Here is a 16,742-nt window from a genome sequence, read left to right on the forward strand (position 1 = left end):
TGTTCCCGGTGCCGGCTCCGGGTCGACCGTGGTCACGATCTGCTCCCCACGGCCGCGGGGATGTTCCCTACACGGTCCGACGCTGCGGGGTCCCGGTCGTCTGCTCCCCACGCCCGCGGGGATGTTCCCGAGACAGCCACCTGACTACAGTGGTCGATCCTCTGCTCCCCACGCCCGCGGGGATGTTCCCGCCTGCGGGCACGGTTGGTGCCATTCGGTGGACTGCTCCCCACGCCCGCCGGGATGTTCCCATGTCGATGGATCAGTTCAACGCGGCCATCGGCTGCTCCCCACGCCCGCGGGGATGTTCCCCAGCCCGGCACCGACATGGACGCGCTCATCACCTGCTCCCCACGCCCGCGGGGATGTTCCCTACCCGTTCCGCTTCGTCCAGGGCGACGCCATCTGCTCCCCGCGCCCGCGGGGATGTTCCCGCAAGGACGGCACCGCAATCCACCAAGTCCGCCTGCTCCCCGCGCCCGCGGGGATGTTCCCCCACCCCACACCAACCACGACAAAAGGGAAACCTGCTCCCCGCGCCCGCGGGGATGTTCCCAGCTCGGGCGGCTGGCGCTGCCCCATCACTGTCTGCTCCCCGCGCCCGCGGGGATGTTCCCGACTCCCGGAACAAGTTGCCGAACCCCAGCTTCTGCTCCCCGCCCCCGCGGGGATGTTCCCGATCCGGCCCACACCGCGTTCGTGCCCCGGTTCTGCTCCCCGCGCCCGCGGGGATGTTCCCAAGCCGGAGCTGATCGAGGGCGCCCACGCGGACTGCTCCCCGCGCCCGCGGGGATGTTCCCACGGCCAACGACATCAAGGCGGCCGGCACCGCCTGCTCCCCGCGCCCGCGGGGATGTTCCCCGGGCCCGCGCCGGGATCGACCCCGTCTACGTCTGCTCCCCGCGCCCGCGGGGATGTTCGGCCGACCGACGGAATGTACTGACCGGTGTGGGTTTGCCGGTGGCGGTGGGGTAGACGGTGGCGTAGCCGACTGCGGTGGGGTGGATGGCCTGGGACGCAGGGCCTTGGGCGCGGTCTGGTGGGCCTGTTGAGTGCGAGACTGTTTCTTCCCCTTTGGTGATGGATTTTCAGCCGTTTACATGATCCAGGGGAGAGTATGTTTCCGATTCCGTCTTGCCTGTCGGACCTGTCGTGCACGATGAGCGCCGTCATGCTTACTGTGCGCAAGGAGGGGCTGTGAGTCGGAGGTCGGCAGCCGCTGCGGGTTCCGGTGATCCGCTGAAGCCGGGGCGCCGTGTGCGGTACATCAGGGACGAGATCGTCCCGTCCGCGCCACGGATGGTGCTGGGTAATGCCCTGTGCGCCCGCCGCACGGCCATCGGTCTCAAGCAGGAAGACGTCGCGCGGATGCTGGGCGCGTCGGTCTCCAAGGTGAGCCGTATCGAGACCGGGCAGCACCAGTTCAAGGAACAGGATCTGGCCCGCTTCTTCGTCATCTACCAGGTCACAGACCCGCTGGAGCAGGTCCAGCTTCGGGAACTGGCGCAGGTGGCCAACCAGCAGCCGTGGTGGCAGGCGTGGTCGGGGGTGGCTCAGAAGCATCTCCAGGCGGTGGTGAGCTTCGAGGACATGGCACAGCGGATCAGGGTGTACGAACCGCTGCAGCTTCCGGGTCTGTTGCAGACGGAGGGTTACGCGCGTGCGGTGATCGCCGGCGGCAGCGCGGATGTGCATCAGCGTCAGTCCCTGGTCGACCTGCGGATGGAGCGTCAGCAGCGGTTCCGGTCAGCCGATGAGGACAAGAAACTCATCTGCGTCCTCGATGAGGGTTCCCTCCGGCGCCGGTACGGGACCCCGCAGGTCATGCACCAGCAGCTGGAGCACCTGATCGACCTGGCAGGCAACCCGCGCTATCTCATCCGGATCGCGGAGCAGGACCGCTACGACCTGCCGGTGCATCTCGGCTCGACCACGATATGGGAGTTCTCCGCACGGATCCTTCCCGACATCGCATACGCGGAGGTCTTTGACGGCGGGCTGATCTTCCAGGACGAGGAGCAGGTCGACAAGCGCAAGAAGGCGTTCGACCGCCTGAGGGGAGCGTCGTTGTCCCCTGCGGGGACCGTACGCCGGCTCAAGCACCTGGCGAGCTCGGGCTACTACCGCTGACTCGGACGCCGACGTCGCCTACGGCTTGCGGCCGAGGCCGGCGTACAGGGATACCTGGCCGTCTGTCACCAGGTTCAAGTCGCTGCCGGGTTCGGGGTGCCAACGGTGGGCCACCACAAGCCCGGGGTCGACGAGTTCGAGTTGGTCGAAGAAGCGCAGAACGTCGGCCCGGCTGCGTACCTGGGTCGGTGTTCCCCGCTGTCTGTAGGTGTCGACGATGGCTGCCCAGGCTTCCGGCTCGAAGTCGCCGGTGCAGTGTGTCAGGCTCAGGTACGAGCCCGGTGCCAGCGGGTCCAGCAGCCGGCTGACGAGCTGGTAGGGATGCTGGTCGTCGGGGACGAAGTGCAGCAGTGCATGCATGCTCAGCGCCACCGGCCGGCCGAAGTCGATGGCCCCGGTCGCCCTGATGGCCGCCAGCAATTCGGCGGGCTGTGTCGCGTCGGCCTCGACGTAGCAGGTTCTGCCCTCCGGGGCGCCGTCGAGGAGTTCGTCGGCGTAGACCAGGACGATCGGGTCGTTGTCCGCGTACACGACCGTGGCCTGCGGCGTCACCTCTTGTGCGATCTGGTGGAGGTTGGGCGCGGTGGGGATTCCGGTGCCCACGTCGATGAACTGGCGGATCCCCTGGTGTGCCAGGTGGTGGGCGACCCGGTGCATGTAGGCGCGGTTCACCCGTGCCCCTACCTCGACGGAAGGGAAGACTTGGATGACGGCCTGTGCTGCTTCGCGGTCTACGGCGTAGTTGGTCTTCCCGCCGAGGTAATAGTCGTACATGCGGGCGCTGTGCGGTCTGTCCTGCCCTAAGTCCGCTTCCGTGCCGATGGCCGGCCTGGATGCAGGCTGTTCCGCCACGCTTTCCCCTTCGTCGTGGTCCGCACGCCCCTGCGGACGCCTGCACACCGTGCACGCCCGTGGCTGGGCGGCCGCACCGCGTCGCATCCTCATCACTACTCGCAGGTACGTCTTGCTGTCCAGTACGCATTTGCGGGGCGTTCGTTCATCCGCGCCCGGCCGCCGCAGCAGAAACGCCGAGCGGATTCGGGCATTCTGCACCGCAGGTGGTGACAATGCGCCGGCAGCCCGTTATCCGGCGTTGCAAGAGCACACGTGTTTTGGACGGCGGGGGGTGCTTGCCGTTCAGAGCTCACCCTTCGCCAGGGCGGTGGCGAAGACCGCTGCCGCGGACCGGGAGACGCCCACCACGCCGCCTTGCACTGCCTTGGAGTCGCGGAAGAGAACCTGATCCCGATGCGGCTGCGCGACCTCGACGCATGCCCCGTCTGGATTGCTGTGCGAACTCTTCCGCCATTCCTGTAACGCCCTGCGTCCGGAAACGGCGGATCCGACCTGGGCATATGCCAGAGTCTCCATCAGTGAACCCCCGATGTGCGTGAACTCGGCGCTCCGCGAATGCAATTGCATCAGCGTCTCACCAGGAGGATCGCCGTCTGGGCGCCACCTATGCATGCCTGAGGGAACTTTGTCTCAATCAGGCTGATCCACACACCATTGGCCGGCCTTCGCTCGGCCCGGCCATCTGCTCTGGCATGTTCGCTCTCGCTTTCACCCGCGCAACGGAGTCGCGGGGCAAGGGCCCGGGGCGCGCTCACGCGCTAGCCGACAGGCGGAAGCCGCGGCGTGCGCGCCGGCTTCCATCAGGGGGCAGGCTCCCCATCGCACTTCTGGTGCGGCGCGGCGTCTTCAGTCGCGGTGGGGCGGTGCTGGCCGAGTCCCGGACAGGGCAACTCGGAGGCTGACACGACATGGCCTGGGGGATCCGGTGTTCAAGCTACGGAAGGAAGGCACCGGCTTGCCGGCCTTTGCGTGCTGTCCATGTGCGGATCGCCCCGTGTGCCGGGCCGGAAGTCGGTCCTTACCCGCCCGAGGCGGGACGGCGCCTCAACAGGCAGTGCGCAATAGGGGTGACGGTTCCTCGGGGCATGCCTCACCCCTGATCCGCCCCGAGTGCCACTTGGCCGGGGCGCGCGCGTGCGGGGTGGGAGGCGGCCGCTCCCCGGGGTCCCGCTGGATGGCTCCGCTCCCGCCTGGCCACTCTGGGCCAGACGGGAGCGATAATGCCCGCTCCCAAAAAATCTCGGCACGGGAGCAGGCCCTTCCGGATAGAAGGCCGACACCAAAAGTGCCTGGGTTCCATTGACGCGGGTCTGTAGTGCAATTGCAAGGGAAACCAGGAACTTCTAACCGCACGCGCACCAACTCGGCCAAGCCCGTGTCCCGGCGGCCATTCCCGTGTACCGCAGCGGTCTTCCACAGATCCAATTGTTCCGTGATTCCTTGATCGCGTGGCGTGACAACTGTGCTGCTGGTCATGCTGGTTGAACTCCCCGGCTGACGGATCGGCACCCGTCGGCCCGGGGCCTCGCACGGGCTTGCCCCGGATGAGCCGTGCGGACAGTGAAGGCCGTCATCGATACGCCAAAAGGAATTTCGAGTGACTCGTACACAGATACTGATCATCGCCGCGATGGTGACCGTGTTCGCCTGGAGCGCCGTCATGGCGGTGCTGGGATATCTCGCCGCCGTCGCCACGCTCGCCCCAGCCCTCGGACTTGCCGTCCAGCAGATCGCCAGCGTCGGCCGGCCGCAGAGCGAGTCGGTCCCCAGGCACCGCAGTGAGGCCGTCGAGGACAAGGAGGGGCGCGCCTCGTGACGATGTCTTCCAAGCCGCCTGCACCGGGCCCCGGCCCGGTGCCACCGCGGCCGGGCCGCAAGCTCGGTCCGATCGTGGAGAGCGTGGGCAGCGCCCACCGTGCCTGGCTGGAACCGGTGCGCGACACTTACCTGACGAGCGGGCTGACCCTCAGTGAACTCAGCGTCCGGGTGAGGCTCTCCAAGTCGAAGATCTCAGAGCTGCTGCGCGGTACCGGCCTGTATCCCCGCTGGGAGATCATCCTCAGTCTGTCCGCCGAGCTGAACATGCCGCAGTGGCCGCTGTACCGGCTCTGGCGGCACGCGGCGTTCGAAGCCCACAAGACCCGGGAGTGGATCGACCGCTGCAGCGAGAGAACCACGACCGCTACCGCCTCGCACACCGTCCCGCCCCTGGACCACCGCGCCTTTCGGGAACTGGCCGAAGGCGACTACAGCCTGTACGCCCAGGTGTTCCTCGACGACGATCAGCGCGACAGCGCTGTCTCCGACACCTTCGACATCCTCTGGCTGCGCTGGAACGACGCGCTGGCCAGCTCCGACACCCGGCGCTTCGCCTGGGAAGTCCTGCGTGCCACCGTCATGTCGAGGACGCCGCACATCGATGGCCGGCCCGAGTTCGGCGCTGCGGCCTTCGACACCGTCGCCCTGCGGGTGCTGACCGACGACACCGCACGCGTGCACCAGATGGCAGAGAGCCTGGAGCTGTTCAAGGCGATGAGCAGGCTGCCGGACAACCAGCTCGACGTCATGGTGCTGCGGCGGCTGTGCGGATTCGCACTGGACAGCGCCTCCGCCCTCCTCGGCGTCCCGCTGGCCACCGTGGGATCGGACGAGCGTCACGCCGTCCACTTTCTCGAGAGCGTCATCTGCCCGCCCCCCGAGACCGAAAGGACCCCTGCATGACCTACATCGAAGAGATGCTCTCCAGGGCCCTGCTCGTGCGCGACCGTATGGTGCCCCGCGACATCGTTCCGCCGCCCACCGCGGAACACCGCCGCGGCACCCGCGTCGCCGACGTCCCCCCGGCCAGGGACAACGCGTCCACCGAGGCCGCTGAGGACCTGCGCGCACTGTGCGAAACCCTCGTCACCCACATGCCCTCGACCAGCGTCGCCGAATTCGTCACCGACCAGGTGCCCGAACCGCGCAGCGCCCTGGTCCTCGCCTGCGTCCTGCAGCTGACCGACACGGACGACGGGGCACGCTACTGGTGGCAGTACGCCGCCGGTGCCGGACAGCCCGCAGCCGCATACTGCCTCTACCTGCATCACCTGGCCCTGGGCGAGAGAGCGACCGCCGCGTGGTGGCACCGCCAGACCGACGACGTCCAGTCCCCGCCCGAAGTACCCGTACGCTCGCACCCCTTTACGACGCAGCCTGTCCGCTCCTGGCTCGGCACGGAGGCCGGGGACTCCGCCACTTCGATCCTGCGCGCCCTGCTCGCCGTCACCAAGTACGCGGCCCGGCCCAGGACGGCGGCGGTCACGGAACTCATGGCCTATCTTCCCCTGGCGGTCGCCGCCGGATACCTGCGCCAGCCCGATGTGGAACTGCCGCTTCCCGGGGCCGGGTTCGCCCGTAAGATCCGTGCCCTGCTCGCTGCCGCGGCCAACAAACCGTGTGCGCCGGGTACTGTCCCTGCCCGCCCCGACAACAACGATCGCACAGATCAGGGTTTCCATGAGTCTCTGTCCGCTACTCGCACAGTCGGGAACACAACAGCGGTCCCCTCCCAGATGGGAAAGACCGCACCGCATTGAGCAGGATTCCTGGGGGCCGGCCGCTCGACGAGGTCACGACCGCGCTCACCGAGTTGCGGCCACGGGGAGCCGCATTCTCCTTGCATTCCGTCCTGTTCCTCTCCCGCGCCCTCCCGAGCAGGTGCTGCATGCCGTCCGGGGTCCGGTCCCCCGCCCACTCGGCGATGGTCCAGCAGTTCTTGCGCGGCAGGTCCGACAACAGGCCGAGTACCAACTTCCGGGCCCGGCGTCGGGATTCGACCCGTGCGAAGCGTCCCGCTATCCGGCTCATCAGGCTCTCGAACGCCTCCTGCCAGCAGGCAGGGTCTACGCTGTGACCTGCGGCCACCGCATGATCGTTTGTCTTCACACACCGATGATCAACGGTGGCCGCACCCGTCTCCACACCGCGTCAGGTCGCGCAGCGTCTGCCTGCCGTCCTGTGTATCGGAGGGCTTGTGCAACGTGGCGAAGTCTGGTGGGTCCAGTTCGACGAGCGGAGGTTGGTCGTACTGCTGTCAGGAGACGACGCGTCCGGGTTCCAGGTGATGCAGGTCGTTGCTCCGGCGGGCCTCGACATCAGCGGTCTGGGCATCGAAGTGACGGTCGGCGCCGGTGAAGGGCTGCCGCTCGAAGGCGTGCTGCGGCTCGCGTTCCCGCGTCCAGGCTTCACCCCGTGCACGTGGCTGACCACCGTGTCCCGGGACGACCTGATGAAGCGGGCGGCCGTCCTGTCCTCCAGGAAGCTCAGCGAGATCGACGATGCCCTCCGACTCGCTGAACAAGCACAGGAGCGGACCCCGGCAACGACCGCGAAGCTCAACGAGATAAGGGACGCCCTCCGTCGCGGTGAACTCGGGTAGACGGATAAGGAGCCGACGCCCGCGACGGCATGGGCGATCTCGGGCGAGATCATCCACGCTGGACACCTGCCGCCTCGACGCCCCTCACCATCGAGATCACGATCTACGGCTGGAGTACTAAGGGGTGTTGCAGAAGGCCGTGAGCAGGGCATTTTCCTTGTATGCGTGGGGTGTTGACGGCTGATCCGTTGTGGGTGGAGACGTTCACGGGGCTGCGGATGAAGCAGTTCGAGCGGTTGTGGAAGGTGGTGTGGGAGCGGGGTGGCGGTGGGCCGCGCATCGGGAGGCCGTGGTGTCTGCCGCTTGCCGACCGGGTGCTGCTGGTGGCTGTCTACTACCGCATGAACCTCACCATGCGGCAGCTCGCCCCCCGCTCTTCGGGGTCTCGCCTGCCACGGTGTGCAGGGTCATCCAGCGGCTGCGGCCTTTTCTGGCACTCGAGCCGGCCGCACGGCCCGTCGATGCCGCGGACCGGCTGTGGATTGTGGACGGCACGCTGGTCCCGGTCCGTGACCGCAAGGTCGGCGCCTCGAGCCGCAACTACCGGTTCTCCGCGAACGTGCAGGTCATCATCGATGCGGACACCCGCCTGGTCGTAGCCACCGCCCGCCCGGCTCCGGGCAACAGGGCCGACGCCCATGTATGGCGCGACTCTGGTCTGCGGCAGCAGTGCCAGGGCGTCACCGTGCTCGGCGACGGCGCCTACATCGACACCGGCCTGGTCGTCCCGCACCGCAAACGACCCGGTCGGGCCCTCCTGGTCGGCGAGGAAGCCGACAACGCGGAACATCGCCGGGTCCGTGCGCGGGTCGAGCATGCGATCGGCCGGCTGAAGAACTACAAGATCCTCCGCGATTGCCGACAGCACGGCGACGGCCTCCACCATGCAGTCCAAGCTGTCGCCCACATGCACAACCTCGCCCTGGCCACGTGATCAGAACAGCCATGATCGCCCTCCGGCCTGCAAAAACACGGCCTTCTGCAACACCCTTTAGGCGTCTCATCCGCAAAAGCCCCCGCACCAGTCAGTGGGTGAAGAAGCCGCGTTGACCTGCGAGAACCGCAGACCCACGTGCTTCAGTGTGAGGTCGGATTGTCCATCGAGTACACCGTGACTGGATTCCCGAAGAGTTCGTCCTCACGCAGTGGGGCAAAGCCAAGCCGCTCCGCCACGCGCACCGAGGCGGTGTTCCCAGGACGGATCAAGGAGATGAAGTAGGGCTCGTTCAAGGTCGCGAATCCCCAGTCCAGACATGCGCGGGCCGCCTCAGTCGCATAGCCGTGGCCCCATGTCTCGGCCTTGAGAGTCCAGCCGAGTTCCACCTCATGGAAGTTCTCCCAGTAGTTCAACCCGACCCGGCCGATGAACTCACCGGTGGACTTCAGCTCGACGGCACACAGCCCGTGCCCGCGTTCCGTCCACTGTTGCTCGACTGAGGCCAGCCGGTCCAACGCCTGCTGGTGCGAGTAGGCGCCGACGAACCGGTTCACCCGTTCATCGGCATGGAGCGCAACGAACGCGTCGACATCCTCAACCCGAAGAGGGCGCAGCAAGAGTCGTTCAGTCTCGATCACCTGACCAGCCTATCCACGCTGCCATCGGCGCACTCCGGCATCCTGACCTCCTGCAACAGTCCGGACTCGCCAACTCGAAGAAGAAAAAAACCTACTGAGCTCTTTCAGTGTGGCCACTGATCGGGTGACCGGCCGGCGTTCCGCAACGCACGAGGCTCCTGTGCCGTTGAGAGAGGTGTTCGACGTCTCAACTCACCAGCGCAGGAGCCTCGTTGGTTCCCTATCCTGCCTCACTTGACCTGCCGCATGCCCTGGTCGAGTGGGTAACGATGCTCATCGTCACCCGTGAGGGTGACCGCCGCTGCAAGCTCCCGCCCAGCGTGCGCCGGCTCAGGCGAACCTGGCCTTTCGTCTCACCACCGTGGGCACGATCCGGCTTGCCCGCGCCGGGGACACCGTTGGCTGACGCGGGCATCGGCGGTGGGGCAGTGCCGCTACGGGTTGCGGTACCGGTCGTGAAGGATGTTGACGGTGTCGGTCCACGCATTGTCGGCCTGCTGGGGCAGGTGATGGCCGGCGTGGTCGGCCAGTCGCCGGTAGATCGGGTGCATGGTTCCTGCCTCGGTGGTGATCAGGGCGGTGAGCAGGGCAGGGCGCTGAGGCTTCGCACTGCGGGGGCGAGCGGTCGGCTTGACCCGCCGCAGCACCTGCACCTGCTCAGACTCCGGCAGTTCCCCCAGGTCCTTGACCTGAGCACACAGATCGGCGAAGGTCACGGTCTTCCCTATCCGGGCTGCGTGCTCCAGGACGTCGCGGACCGCCTCGGCAAGGCCGGCCGCGTCGAAGCGCGCAGAGCGGGAACCCGCAGGGGGAATGCGCGGCGTCCGGGCAGGCACCGGCGACTGAGGGGCACGCGGTGCGGGTGCGGACTCCGTCGGAGCTGTCTGCCATTCGTGGACCTGGGAGCGCTGGGCGTCGGTGAGCCACGCGGAGGCCTGTTCCGCGGCCTGGGCGAGCTGGCGGCGCTGCTGGGGCGTGACCATCGTGAACCCGTGGCGCTTTTGCACCGCGAAGTTGCCCAGCAGTCGCTGGACCTTCTGCAGGGCCTTGCGCTCCCGGAAGGACGGTTCGCGCGGTGTGGGCACGCCGACGGCTCGTTCCAGCCTCAGCAGAGCGTCGGCTGCTGCCCTGATCAGGGTGTTCTCTTCGGCGGTGGATCCGCCGTGTGTCACCTCCTCCGCCCGGTTCAGCCAGCGGCGGATCTCCGCGCGGCTGCGCCCGTCGCTGATGGCCTGCTCGAGGGCCGTCATGACGTCCGCACGGTCCGGTGAAGGGACGCCGTGCGTCTCATCTCCAGTGGCTCGCACGGTCGGCCGGGGCCGCGGCGCCGCCTTGGGCGTCTGCACCCCGATGGGCCGCCGCGTGGTCCGCAGCCGGCGGACTTCTTCGACCGCAGGAGTGGTCAGCCCCGCATCGGTGAACCCCACCTCGTGCAGGTCGAACCACTCGGTGGCGCCGCCATGGCGTTCGGTCCCGACCTGGATCCGGCGGCGGGTGCCGTCGGGAACAAGCTGGATGCGGTTGACGTACCCCTGCCGCAGCAGCACGTCCGGATCGGACGCCATCTCCGGGCCGAGCACCAGATGGGCCGAGTCCTCTTCCCCCGGCGCGGGCGAGCCGGCCTCGGAGAGCAGGACCCGCAGGCCGGCGTGCCCGGCGGGAGCGAAGAGCACTTCCCCGCCGATGGACCCGTCCGCTTCACGGGGGATGGTGGCCGTGACGGCGACGTCCTGCTCCGCCATCCAGGCCAGCAGACCGTGCTTGATGTACAGGTGGTCCGCGCTGGAGACCCCGGCCGCCTTCCGGGCACAGCTGGAGGTGTGCTCGGGATCCGGCCGGTGCGCGAAGTGGCAGGCGCGGTCGGTGTAGAGCTTGGTGAAGAGCTGGTGCCCGCACCCGTTCAGCCAAGTGCCGCACCAGTAGGTCTGACCGGTGTGGCGGGCCCGGAAGTCATCGAGCTCTATCGCCTCCATTGGAAGGACCACAGGGAGCTCGGAATCGGCGCAGCCGATCACTGCGGTCTGCACTCGGCGTCTGTCCAGGGCCATGCAACCTCCAGCCGTACTGGAGACGAGATCCGCCTCCGGTGGGCACCCAGCCACACTGCCGGGCGCCCAACTAACTGACGGTACATCCCGCCTCTGACAACCCCAGGGGTACTGGAGGCACCTCCTGGGCGTTCGGCGCCGCGATCGTCACGGCATACATGGACGCGGCGGGCGATGCCCTGAACCCGCCCTACGGCGCGCTGATAGACCTCGCCCGTGACATCGACACCGGCCGCGACGATGGGTACGACGCGGCCGACACGACCCGCAACCGTTGGCGCGGCGAGAGTGTCTCAAGGGATGTGACTGCACATCCGCCCCGGCGCAGAACGGAGCGGCGCGGCCTGCGCCTGTGGCCGGTCGGCACCGTTCTCGTTCTGACCTTCGCCGCCGTGCTGCCGGTGTCCGCCGCCGCGGACCTACAGCCGTAGCGGAAGCGGGCGTACGTCACCGCGTTCGTCGCGGACCCGGAGCTCGTCCGGGCGCTGTCCGCGCAGGCCGACGAGGCCGGACTGGTCGTACCGGCCCGGGCGCCGTGTCGACGAGAACGGGAAACGCGGCGCCGTTGACGTGACGACCTGGAAGGACCATGGCGTCATGACCGGGATGGGGGACCGGATATCGCCGCGCGTGCTACGCCGGACCTTCCCCGGCTGCAACCGCCAAGCCGTACGCGAGGTCACCCGCGCCTGGCAGATCACGCTCATCGACCCGGAATGGGGCCGCGACACCCTGCTGTGGTCCTTCCTGGCAGAGTTCCTCAACTCCCTGACATTGCACACGACATGACCGGAAGGGACACGGCTGCCAGTTCCACGGGCGGCGTCCAGGACGGCGTGCGCCGCTTGATCGACCGCCACAAGCAGGAACTGGAGGCCGGCGGGATGCTCCGCACGGACTGACCCGGCCAACGCTCACAACCGACCGACCCCATCGCACATCGAAGAAGACAAGAGGGGGGACGACGTCTGATCAGGCACTCGCCTCGGCGACAGCCGCGCGGAACTCCTGCGTCATCAGGGCGACCGAGCCGCGCAGGACAGGAGCCTCGCCCGATTCCGCCGACACCCGGGCCACCGCAGCGCTCATCTGCTCGCACATCGCCGCGTCGACCGCTGTGCGATACACCTCGGGGACCTCCCGGGTGTCCCGAAGGGCGATCATCGTGCCGAAGCGGGTGCCGATCCACCCGATCGTCTCCACGTTCCAGTCGAGCTGCCGGGCCGCCTTACGCATCGCGGCCCTGATCAGTTCGACTCCGCCGACTCCGACGGCTTCCTCATCGTCCAGATTCACCTGGTAGGAGCCGCCGTAGCCGCCGGCCCTCTCGGGAGAGGAGCGGCGCAGCAACGGGACCAAGGCCTCGGCCATGGTGATACAGCGCGGGTCCTTCGCGTACGAAGCCATCGGCGTCGTCGTAGATTCGCCCGTGCGTCACGGGACGCGAATCTGCGGGTGCTCACTCGAAGGGGGCCACTCCGAGCGCGTCACCGGTAGACGATGGTCACGTCCGTACCTAGCCCACGCTTGCTACCACACTGCTACCATCAGGTGTGGCTACGAATAGGCAGACGCAGGTTCGGTTGGCCGAGGGCGTGCTGGAGGCCGGCAAGGCTGCCGCGCGCTCCCGCGGGCTCGACTTCAACAAGTACGTGGAGCGGCTCATCATGGAGGACACCACCGGCGCCCGTGCCGCGGGCATGGCGGCCTCCCAGCGGCTCATCGATGAGCAGGGCGCGTTCCTCGACGACCTGGAGCAGCAGCTCGACGCCCCGTACACCCAGCAGCAGCCGGGCGCCGCCGCGTGATCCTGCACGTCGACGAATCCTGGATCCTCGAAGTGGCGGAGCGGGCCGGGCATCGCGATCCGGCCGCCGACGACTATGGCGTGCCCATCGCTGCCGTCGCGCGCCACCGCGGCGAACTCCTCGACACTCCCGTCTACGGCGGCGCTTTCGCCCGTGCTGCCGCCCTGGTGCACACCGTGGGTCGCTGCCGGTGGCTGGAGCGCTCCAACCTCACCGTCGCCTGCGCCGTTGCCGTCATGTATCTCGAGGCCAGCAACATTCCCGTCGACCCCACCCGCGAACAGCTCACCGCACTCGCCCATGAGCTGAACAGCCCCCGCTGCACCGCCGACCGGATCGCCGCCCTCCTGCGCACCTGGAAACCCTGATCCGAGGTCCCGGCGGTCCCGCCGGCCGCGAGTTCACGGCCCGTACGGCGGCCTGCAGCGTGACCTGTTACATGCCGTCTCCCGGTGTGCCGTTGAGGCGGGCGATCTCCGCAAGGGCTTCGTCTGCTGTCATGCCGACCAGCTGCCGGATCGGGATGACACGCGCCTGGCAGTTCTCGGTGTGGGCGTATGACGATTCAGCCAGCAGCCTGGCCCTGCTGAGGACCCACATGCGTGCTCGTGGCCGGTAGGTTTCCCCCCTCCACAGCAGTTCGCCGTCACAGACACAGCACCGCAGGCCCTCCGCATCCAGCGGATTGTCGCCCCACCCCCTGCCACGGGAGAATCCGTCACCGCTCATCTGCGTCTCCTGCTCTCGGCCTGCGCCTCCCGGCGCCGGTGATCCGTCGACGGAGGAAGCGGTCCCGCAGGCCCCACTCCAGTTCGGCCAGCGTGGCGAATCCCGCAGCACCGCTTGCGGTCCAGCGGCATACCGCATGCGTGAGGGACGCTCCGTCCGGCGCAGCCAGCATCAGCGTCGTCCCCGCCCCGAGCAGGACGATCCCGAGGTTGTAGGTGAGGGCGCCGCGCCGGTTCAGGCGATGCCACTCCTTGAAATCCCGCCGATGTTGCCGCTTGCGATCCTCGGCCGACGGCCGAGGGCTGCCAGGACCGGACGACCCCGGCTCGCTCGGGGCGGAAGGTTCCCAGTCCTCGATGTCGGCCACGGAGTAGAAGAACTCGCGGGCCTGGAAGCCGTACTGGACGCTGCCGATGAGAGAGATGAAGGCCAGAGTCAGCAGCATCATCGCGGGTCCTGGCCAGCGAAATTGTCCGGCATCGGCGCCCAGCACACCGATCGTGGCGAAGCAGGCCCCGGCGAGCAGAGGGGCGGCCACGAAGGAGGCCGCTTCGGAGGCAGGCCCGGCGCCGAGCCGCGTCGGTTTGGCCCAACGCACGGGTGTCCCGGCCACGTTCGCGCCCCCTTACACGACAGTTGCTGCCAGTTTCCCGGAGACGGGCGGTACGGGTAAAGACCGTCCGACACGGCGGTTCTGCTCGCGCTTGCCCTGGATGCCGCACGCGTCGGGCCTGCTGTCGCCGGCTCACCGGGGCAGGCCCGGCAGGGAGGGTGCCGAGTCCGGGCCAGCCGGACTACGCGACCAGGTCCCCGCCGGCTCACTTGGTCCGATCCTGCGGGGCTTCCGGGACGTCTCAGCATCCACGCCGGTGGAGCTGGGCACACGGGGCCAGCACCACGGGAAGCACCGCAACGGCGGCACCATCCGCCGCTGACCGACCCGTTGGCGCCCGCACCCCGGGGGTTGAGACTGGTAAGCTCGCATGTTGAGGTGTCGCATGTTCTCTGGCGGTTTCCAGCTTGACCACCCTGAGTAGTCGGTGGTGCCTGCTGATCACTCTGCGCCGTGGTGACCGGGCTCGTAGGGCGGGATCGTCCAACGCATCGTTGTCTGGCTCGTGGGGCCAGGCTGAAGAGTCACGGGATAGACCTGTCCGAAGCGGCGTTCGCTGCGATGTCGCATCGAGTGGTCGCCGCTGTCCCAGTTGATCCCCACAACGGAGCAGCCAGCGACGTCGATGGCGCCGATCTGGAGCGGGTGGGTCCAACTCGCGCGGTTGAAGCGGTGGAAGTCGGTGTGTTCACAAGCCGATGGGTTCGCGGATTCCTGGAGGGGAATCTAGGGAACCGGAGGGTGGTTCCTCCTTTGGAGGCAGAGTAGCCCGTGGGTTCCTGGTGCCGCCGTCTCGCCGAACTTTGACCCGGCTCACGGCGGCTCGACGCCACCGACCGCCCTGACGGCCGGCCCCGCCCGATGTCGAGGGCCCGGGATACCGTGGCCGGGTGAATGGATCGAATGCACCGGCCGAGTCTGGTGAACCTGCCCGCCGGCCCGACGTGCCAGGGGCCTTGCTGCCCCTCCTGGGAACCGACGACGCGGCCGTGGCGTTCTTTGCCGGCGTGGCGGACCTCGACGCGACCGACCCGGCCTCCCACGAGCTGGAGGAAGGGATCCAGCTCGCCTCTGGAACTCGGCTGGAGCAGTTCGCACGGGCCGGCTCGGGAGATGCGTTCTGCTTCGTCGGCGAGGGCGGCGAGGAACGTCCGGTGGTATACGTAAGCCTCGACGGCCAGGCTGGCCCGCTCGCGCTTGGACTGCCGGAGTTGGTGCGGCTGTGTCTTGTGGCACCGTGGTGGCGGGACGCTCCCGGTCGGACGGCCGAAGAACTCCAGAGGGTCGCCGACGAGTATCGGGATGACCTGCCAGACCTCGACCGGCGACGCGACCTTGCGGCCCGGGCGCTCGGTATCGACCCCGCCGAGTTGCCATCCGAGACGACAGCCCTTGCCCGGCTCGTGGAGCTCTCTCGGGGACCAGTGGCCGAGGCCTGTCTTGTCGTTGGGTATGAGGGCGATCCACTCGATCCCCTCTTCGATGCCGCCCACCTCTGATCGACTGGCCATCGGGCCAGACCGGGTGTCGGGCCGCTGGCCTTCCATGCCTGGCGTGCAGCCAGCTGGTCAGCGGCGAGCGGTCAAAGTTCAGTGAAATCGGTCAGTGGCTTTGTCCACGAGAACGGGTTCTGGCTCAACTTCCGTGACGCGGTAACAGCCAGTTACTTCACCTGGACAACGTCGGCGCGATGTGGGTTTTTGGTTGGCATGGCCTGGCCGGTTGTGGCAGGGTCGGACGGTCCCGACAACAGGTGCCGCCGGAGCACCCGAGGCCCTTGTGGCCGAACCAGCGGGAGTAAGAGGCGGCTCACGGGGTGGCCGCACGCGTGGCGCGCGAACGACGTCCTGAGTAGGCCCCGCTGGATCCGGCCTCATAGTCGCGCGTGCTCGTCACGCCAGCAGGACACGCTTGCGAAGGAGCGCGAAGCCTGCGCGCCCGAACATCTGGCGCTTGAGCATCTTGATCCTGTTGACGTGCCCTTCGACGACGCCGGAACTCCAGGGAAGCGTGAGTCCTGCGATGACGGCGTCCCGGTCGCGTTCGATGCCTGCGGCGAGGGTGTGGAGGCTGGGCAGGTCGTCCTGGCGGACCGCGTCGAGCCACTCGGGGAGGCGCTCACCCTGGCGCTCGGTGAGCATGACGGCGAAGGACCGGACGTGCCGGGTCAGGGCGTCAAGCACGGGGCACTGGGCCAGGACAGTCTTGAGCAGAATCTGCTCGGCCTCGGACAGTGCCGTGGGCCGTCGGAGAATCCAGCCGGCGACGGTACGGGGCGATGGCAGCGGTGCGTTCACCGGCTGCGGCGAGGTGCGATTGAGTCGGATGTAGGCCCGGACGCGCTGGTAGCTTCCCTTGTAGCCGAGCGGAACGATCTCCTCCCAGAGCTTCCAGGCGTTGGTGCAGCCCTGGCTCCAGCGGTCGTCGAGGTAGGGCTTGTAGTCGTCGAGGACGGACGGGCGGTTCTGCCACTGGCCTTGGAAGAGATCCTCCGGCATCGCGGCGTCGGCCAAAGCTTTGACCGTGCGGTAGGTCATGCCGAGCTGCCGTTGGACGGAGCGTCG

Annotated in this window: 19 protein-coding genes and 3 pseudogenes; 12 read left to right on the top strand and 10 right to left on the bottom strand. The window is 68.1% G+C overall.

Annotated features, from left to right (window positions below):
• Nucleotides 1–1,257 precede the first annotated feature (1,257 nt).
• Entirely contained in the window at nucleotides 1,258–2,130 is an 873-nt protein-coding gene (locus tag ABZ642_RS44945) for a helix-turn-helix transcriptional regulator (RefSeq protein ID WP_360497075.1), read from the top strand.
• 18 nt (nucleotides 2,131–2,148) lie between these two features.
• Here ABZ642_RS44945 and ABZ642_RS44950 read toward each other — a convergent pair whose 3' ends face one another.
• Complete coding sequence (locus tag ABZ642_RS44950; protein WP_360497127.1) at nucleotides 2,149–2,952, bottom strand: SAM-dependent methyltransferase; 804 nt, start codon at nucleotides 2,950–2,952, stop codon at nucleotides 2,149–2,151.
• A 315-nt stretch (nucleotides 2,953–3,267) separates the two neighbouring features.
• Nucleotides 3,268–3,597: a DUF397 domain-containing protein gene (locus ABZ642_RS44955; RefSeq protein WP_360497077.1), complete on the bottom strand. Its 330-nt coding sequence runs from the start codon at nucleotides 3,595–3,597 to the stop codon at nucleotides 3,268–3,270.
• A gap of 985 nt (nucleotides 3,598–4,582) precedes the next feature.
• On the opposite strand from ABZ642_RS44955, the gene ABZ642_RS44960 reads away from it, so the two are divergent.
• The 3 genes from ABZ642_RS44960 to ABZ642_RS44970 are packed head-to-tail and all read left to right on the top strand — an operon-like array spanning nucleotide 4,583 to nucleotide 6,563.
• Nucleotides 4,583–4,801, top strand: coding sequence for a hypothetical protein (locus ABZ642_RS44960; protein ID WP_360497079.1), 219 nt, complete (start codon nucleotides 4,583–4,585; stop codon nucleotides 4,799–4,801).
• Nucleotides 4,802–4,803: 2 nt separating this feature from the next.
• Nucleotides 4,804–5,706: a sigma-70 family RNA polymerase sigma factor gene (locus ABZ642_RS44965; RefSeq protein ID WP_360497130.1), complete on the top strand. Its 903-nt coding sequence runs from the start codon at nucleotides 4,804–4,806 to the stop codon at nucleotides 5,704–5,706.
• Complete coding sequence (locus ABZ642_RS44970; RefSeq protein WP_360497082.1) at nucleotides 5,703–6,563, top strand: hypothetical protein; 861 nt, start codon at nucleotides 5,703–5,705, stop codon at nucleotides 6,561–6,563. The genes ABZ642_RS44965 and ABZ642_RS44970 overlap by 4 nt, the downstream gene beginning before the upstream one ends.
• A 103-nt stretch (nucleotides 6,564–6,666) precedes the next feature.
• Here ABZ642_RS44970 and ABZ642_RS44975 read toward each other — a convergent pair.
• Nucleotides 6,667–6,891 (bottom strand): annotated as a pseudogene (locus ABZ642_RS44975) (IS701 family transposase); the annotation flags it as partial.
• Nucleotides 6,892–7,000: 109 nt separating this feature from the next.
• Here ABZ642_RS44975 and ABZ642_RS44980 point away from each other — a divergent pair.
• Complete coding sequence (locus ABZ642_RS44980; RefSeq protein ID WP_360497133.1) at nucleotides 7,001–7,405, top strand: type II toxin-antitoxin system PemK/MazF family toxin; 405 nt, start codon at nucleotides 7,001–7,003, stop codon at nucleotides 7,403–7,405.
• 161 nt (nucleotides 7,406–7,566) lie between these two features.
• Nucleotides 7,567–8,339: pseudogene (locus tag ABZ642_RS44985) on the top strand (transposase family protein).
• 143 nt (nucleotides 8,340–8,482) lie between these two features.
• On the opposite strand, the gene ABZ642_RS44990 reads toward ABZ642_RS44985, so the two are convergent.
• Entirely contained in the window at nucleotides 8,483–8,980 is a 498-nt protein-coding gene (locus ABZ642_RS44990; RefSeq protein WP_360497085.1) for a GNAT family N-acetyltransferase, read from the bottom strand.
• Between the two features lie 212 nt (nucleotides 8,981–9,192).
• Here ABZ642_RS44990 and ABZ642_RS44995 point away from each other — a divergent pair.
• Nucleotides 9,193–9,297 (top strand): annotated as a pseudogene (locus ABZ642_RS44995) (IS5/IS1182 family transposase); the annotation flags it as partial.
• Between the two features lie 117 nt (nucleotides 9,298–9,414).
• On the opposite strand, the gene ABZ642_RS45000 reads toward ABZ642_RS44995, so the two are convergent.
• Entirely contained in the window at nucleotides 9,415–10,953 is a 1,539-nt protein-coding gene (locus tag ABZ642_RS45000) for a competence protein CoiA family protein (RefSeq protein WP_360497088.1), read from the bottom strand.
• 233 nt (nucleotides 10,954–11,186) lie between these two features.
• On the opposite strand from ABZ642_RS45000, the gene ABZ642_RS45005 reads away from it, so the two are divergent.
• Nucleotides 11,187–11,459: a hypothetical protein gene (locus tag ABZ642_RS45005; RefSeq protein WP_360497091.1), complete on the top strand. Its 273-nt coding sequence runs from the start codon at nucleotides 11,187–11,189 to the stop codon at nucleotides 11,457–11,459.
• Here the strand turns inward: ABZ642_RS45005 and ABZ642_RS45010 are convergent.
• The gene (locus tag ABZ642_RS45010; protein WP_360497094.1) at nucleotides 11,448–11,627 is read right to left on the bottom strand and encodes a hypothetical protein; all 180 of its coding nucleotides are present in this window, start codon (nucleotides 11,625–11,627) and stop codon (nucleotides 11,448–11,450) included. The genes ABZ642_RS45005 and ABZ642_RS45010 overlap by 12 nt on opposite strands.
• Between ABZ642_RS45010 and ABZ642_RS45015 the strand changes: the two genes are divergently transcribed.
• Nucleotides 11,626–11,817: a hypothetical protein gene (locus tag ABZ642_RS45015; RefSeq protein ID WP_360497097.1), complete on the top strand. Its 192-nt coding sequence runs from the start codon at nucleotides 11,626–11,628 to the stop codon at nucleotides 11,815–11,817. The two genes, ABZ642_RS45010 and ABZ642_RS45015, sit on opposite strands and share 2 nt — an antisense overlap.
• Before the next feature lie 183 nt (nucleotides 11,818–12,000).
• On the opposite strand, the gene ABZ642_RS45020 is transcribed toward ABZ642_RS45015, so the two are convergent.
• A complete protein-coding gene (locus tag ABZ642_RS45020; protein WP_360497100.1) occupies nucleotides 12,001–12,435 on the bottom strand; it encodes a hypothetical protein in 435 nt (144 codons plus the stop codon).
• A gap of 146 nt (nucleotides 12,436–12,581) precedes the next feature.
• Between ABZ642_RS45020 and ABZ642_RS45025 the strand changes: the two genes are divergently transcribed.
• Together ABZ642_RS45025 and ABZ642_RS45030 are read left to right on the top strand one after the other, a co-directional pair.
• The gene (locus ABZ642_RS45025; protein WP_360497103.1) at nucleotides 12,582–12,836 is read left to right on the top strand and encodes a hypothetical protein; all 255 of its coding nucleotides are present in this window, start codon (nucleotides 12,582–12,584) and stop codon (nucleotides 12,834–12,836) included.
• Nucleotides 12,833–13,204 (top strand): fic family toxin-antitoxin system, toxin component, encoded by a 372-nt coding sequence (locus ABZ642_RS45030; protein WP_360497106.1) that lies wholly within the window; start codon nucleotides 12,833–12,835, stop codon nucleotides 13,202–13,204. The genes ABZ642_RS45025 and ABZ642_RS45030 overlap by 4 nt, the downstream gene beginning before the upstream one ends.
• 67 nt (nucleotides 13,205–13,271) lie before the next feature.
• Here ABZ642_RS45030 and ABZ642_RS45035 read toward each other — a convergent pair whose 3' ends face one another.
• Nucleotides 13,272–13,565, bottom strand: coding sequence for a hypothetical protein (locus ABZ642_RS45035; RefSeq protein WP_360497109.1), 294 nt, complete (start codon nucleotides 13,563–13,565; stop codon nucleotides 13,272–13,274).
• Nucleotides 13,555–14,178 (bottom strand): hypothetical protein, encoded by a 624-nt coding sequence (locus ABZ642_RS45040; RefSeq protein WP_360497112.1) that lies wholly within the window; start codon nucleotides 14,176–14,178, stop codon nucleotides 13,555–13,557. Before ABZ642_RS45040 ends, ABZ642_RS45035 begins: the two co-directional genes overlap by 11 nt.
• A gap of 956 nt (nucleotides 14,179–15,134) precedes the next feature.
• On the opposite strand from ABZ642_RS45040, the gene ABZ642_RS45045 reads away from it, so the two are divergent.
• Nucleotides 15,135–15,677 carry a hypothetical protein gene (locus ABZ642_RS45045; protein WP_360497115.1) on the top strand — a complete coding sequence of 181 codons (543 nt, stop codon included), beginning with the start codon at nucleotides 15,135–15,137 and terminating at the stop codon, nucleotides 15,675–15,677.
• Between the two features lie 393 nt (nucleotides 15,678–16,070).
• On the opposite strand, the gene ABZ642_RS45050 is transcribed toward ABZ642_RS45045, so the two are convergent.
• On the bottom strand, nucleotides 16,071–16,742 hold a 672-nt coding region (locus ABZ642_RS45050), incomplete at its 5' end, for a transposase (RefSeq protein WP_360497118.1).

Source organism: Streptomyces sp. NPDC007157 (assembly GCF_040634235.1).
Classification (GTDB): Bacteria; Actinomycetota; Actinomycetes; order Streptomycetales; family Streptomycetaceae; genus Streptomyces.

Excerpts from the sequence above, each read along its gene's own strand:
- ABZ642_RS44955 (WP_360497077.1), bottom strand. The coding sequence starts at position 3,597 with ATGCATAGGTGGCGCCCAGACGGCGATCCTCCTGGTGAGACGCTGATG.
- ABZ642_RS44965 (WP_360497130.1), top strand. The coding sequence starts at position 4,804 with ATGTCTTCCAAGCCGCCTGCACCGGGCCCCGGCCCGGTGCCACCGCGG.
- ABZ642_RS44970 (WP_360497082.1), top strand. The coding sequence starts at position 5,703 with ATGACCTACATCGAAGAGATGCTCTCCAGGGCCCTGCTCGTGCGCGAC.
- ABZ642_RS45000 (WP_360497088.1), bottom strand. The coding sequence starts at position 10,953 with ATGGAGGCGATAGAGCTCGATGACTTCCGGGCCCGCCACACCGGTCAG.
- ABZ642_RS45005 (WP_360497091.1), top strand. The coding sequence starts at position 11,187 with ATGGACGCGGCGGGCGATGCCCTGAACCCGCCCTACGGCGCGCTGATA.
- ABZ642_RS45015 (WP_360497097.1), top strand. The coding sequence starts at position 11,626 with ATGACCGGGATGGGGGACCGGATATCGCCGCGCGTGCTACGCCGGACC.
- ABZ642_RS45010 (WP_360497094.1), bottom strand. The coding sequence starts at position 11,627 with ATGACGCCATGGTCCTTCCAGGTCGTCACGTCAACGGCGCCGCGTTTC.
- ABZ642_RS45020 (WP_360497100.1), bottom strand. The coding sequence starts at position 12,435 with ATGGCTTCGTACGCGAAGGACCCGCGCTGTATCACCATGGCCGAGGCC.
- ABZ642_RS45035 (WP_360497109.1), bottom strand. The coding sequence starts at position 13,565 with ATGAGCGGTGACGGATTCTCCCGTGGCAGGGGGTGGGGCGACAATCCG.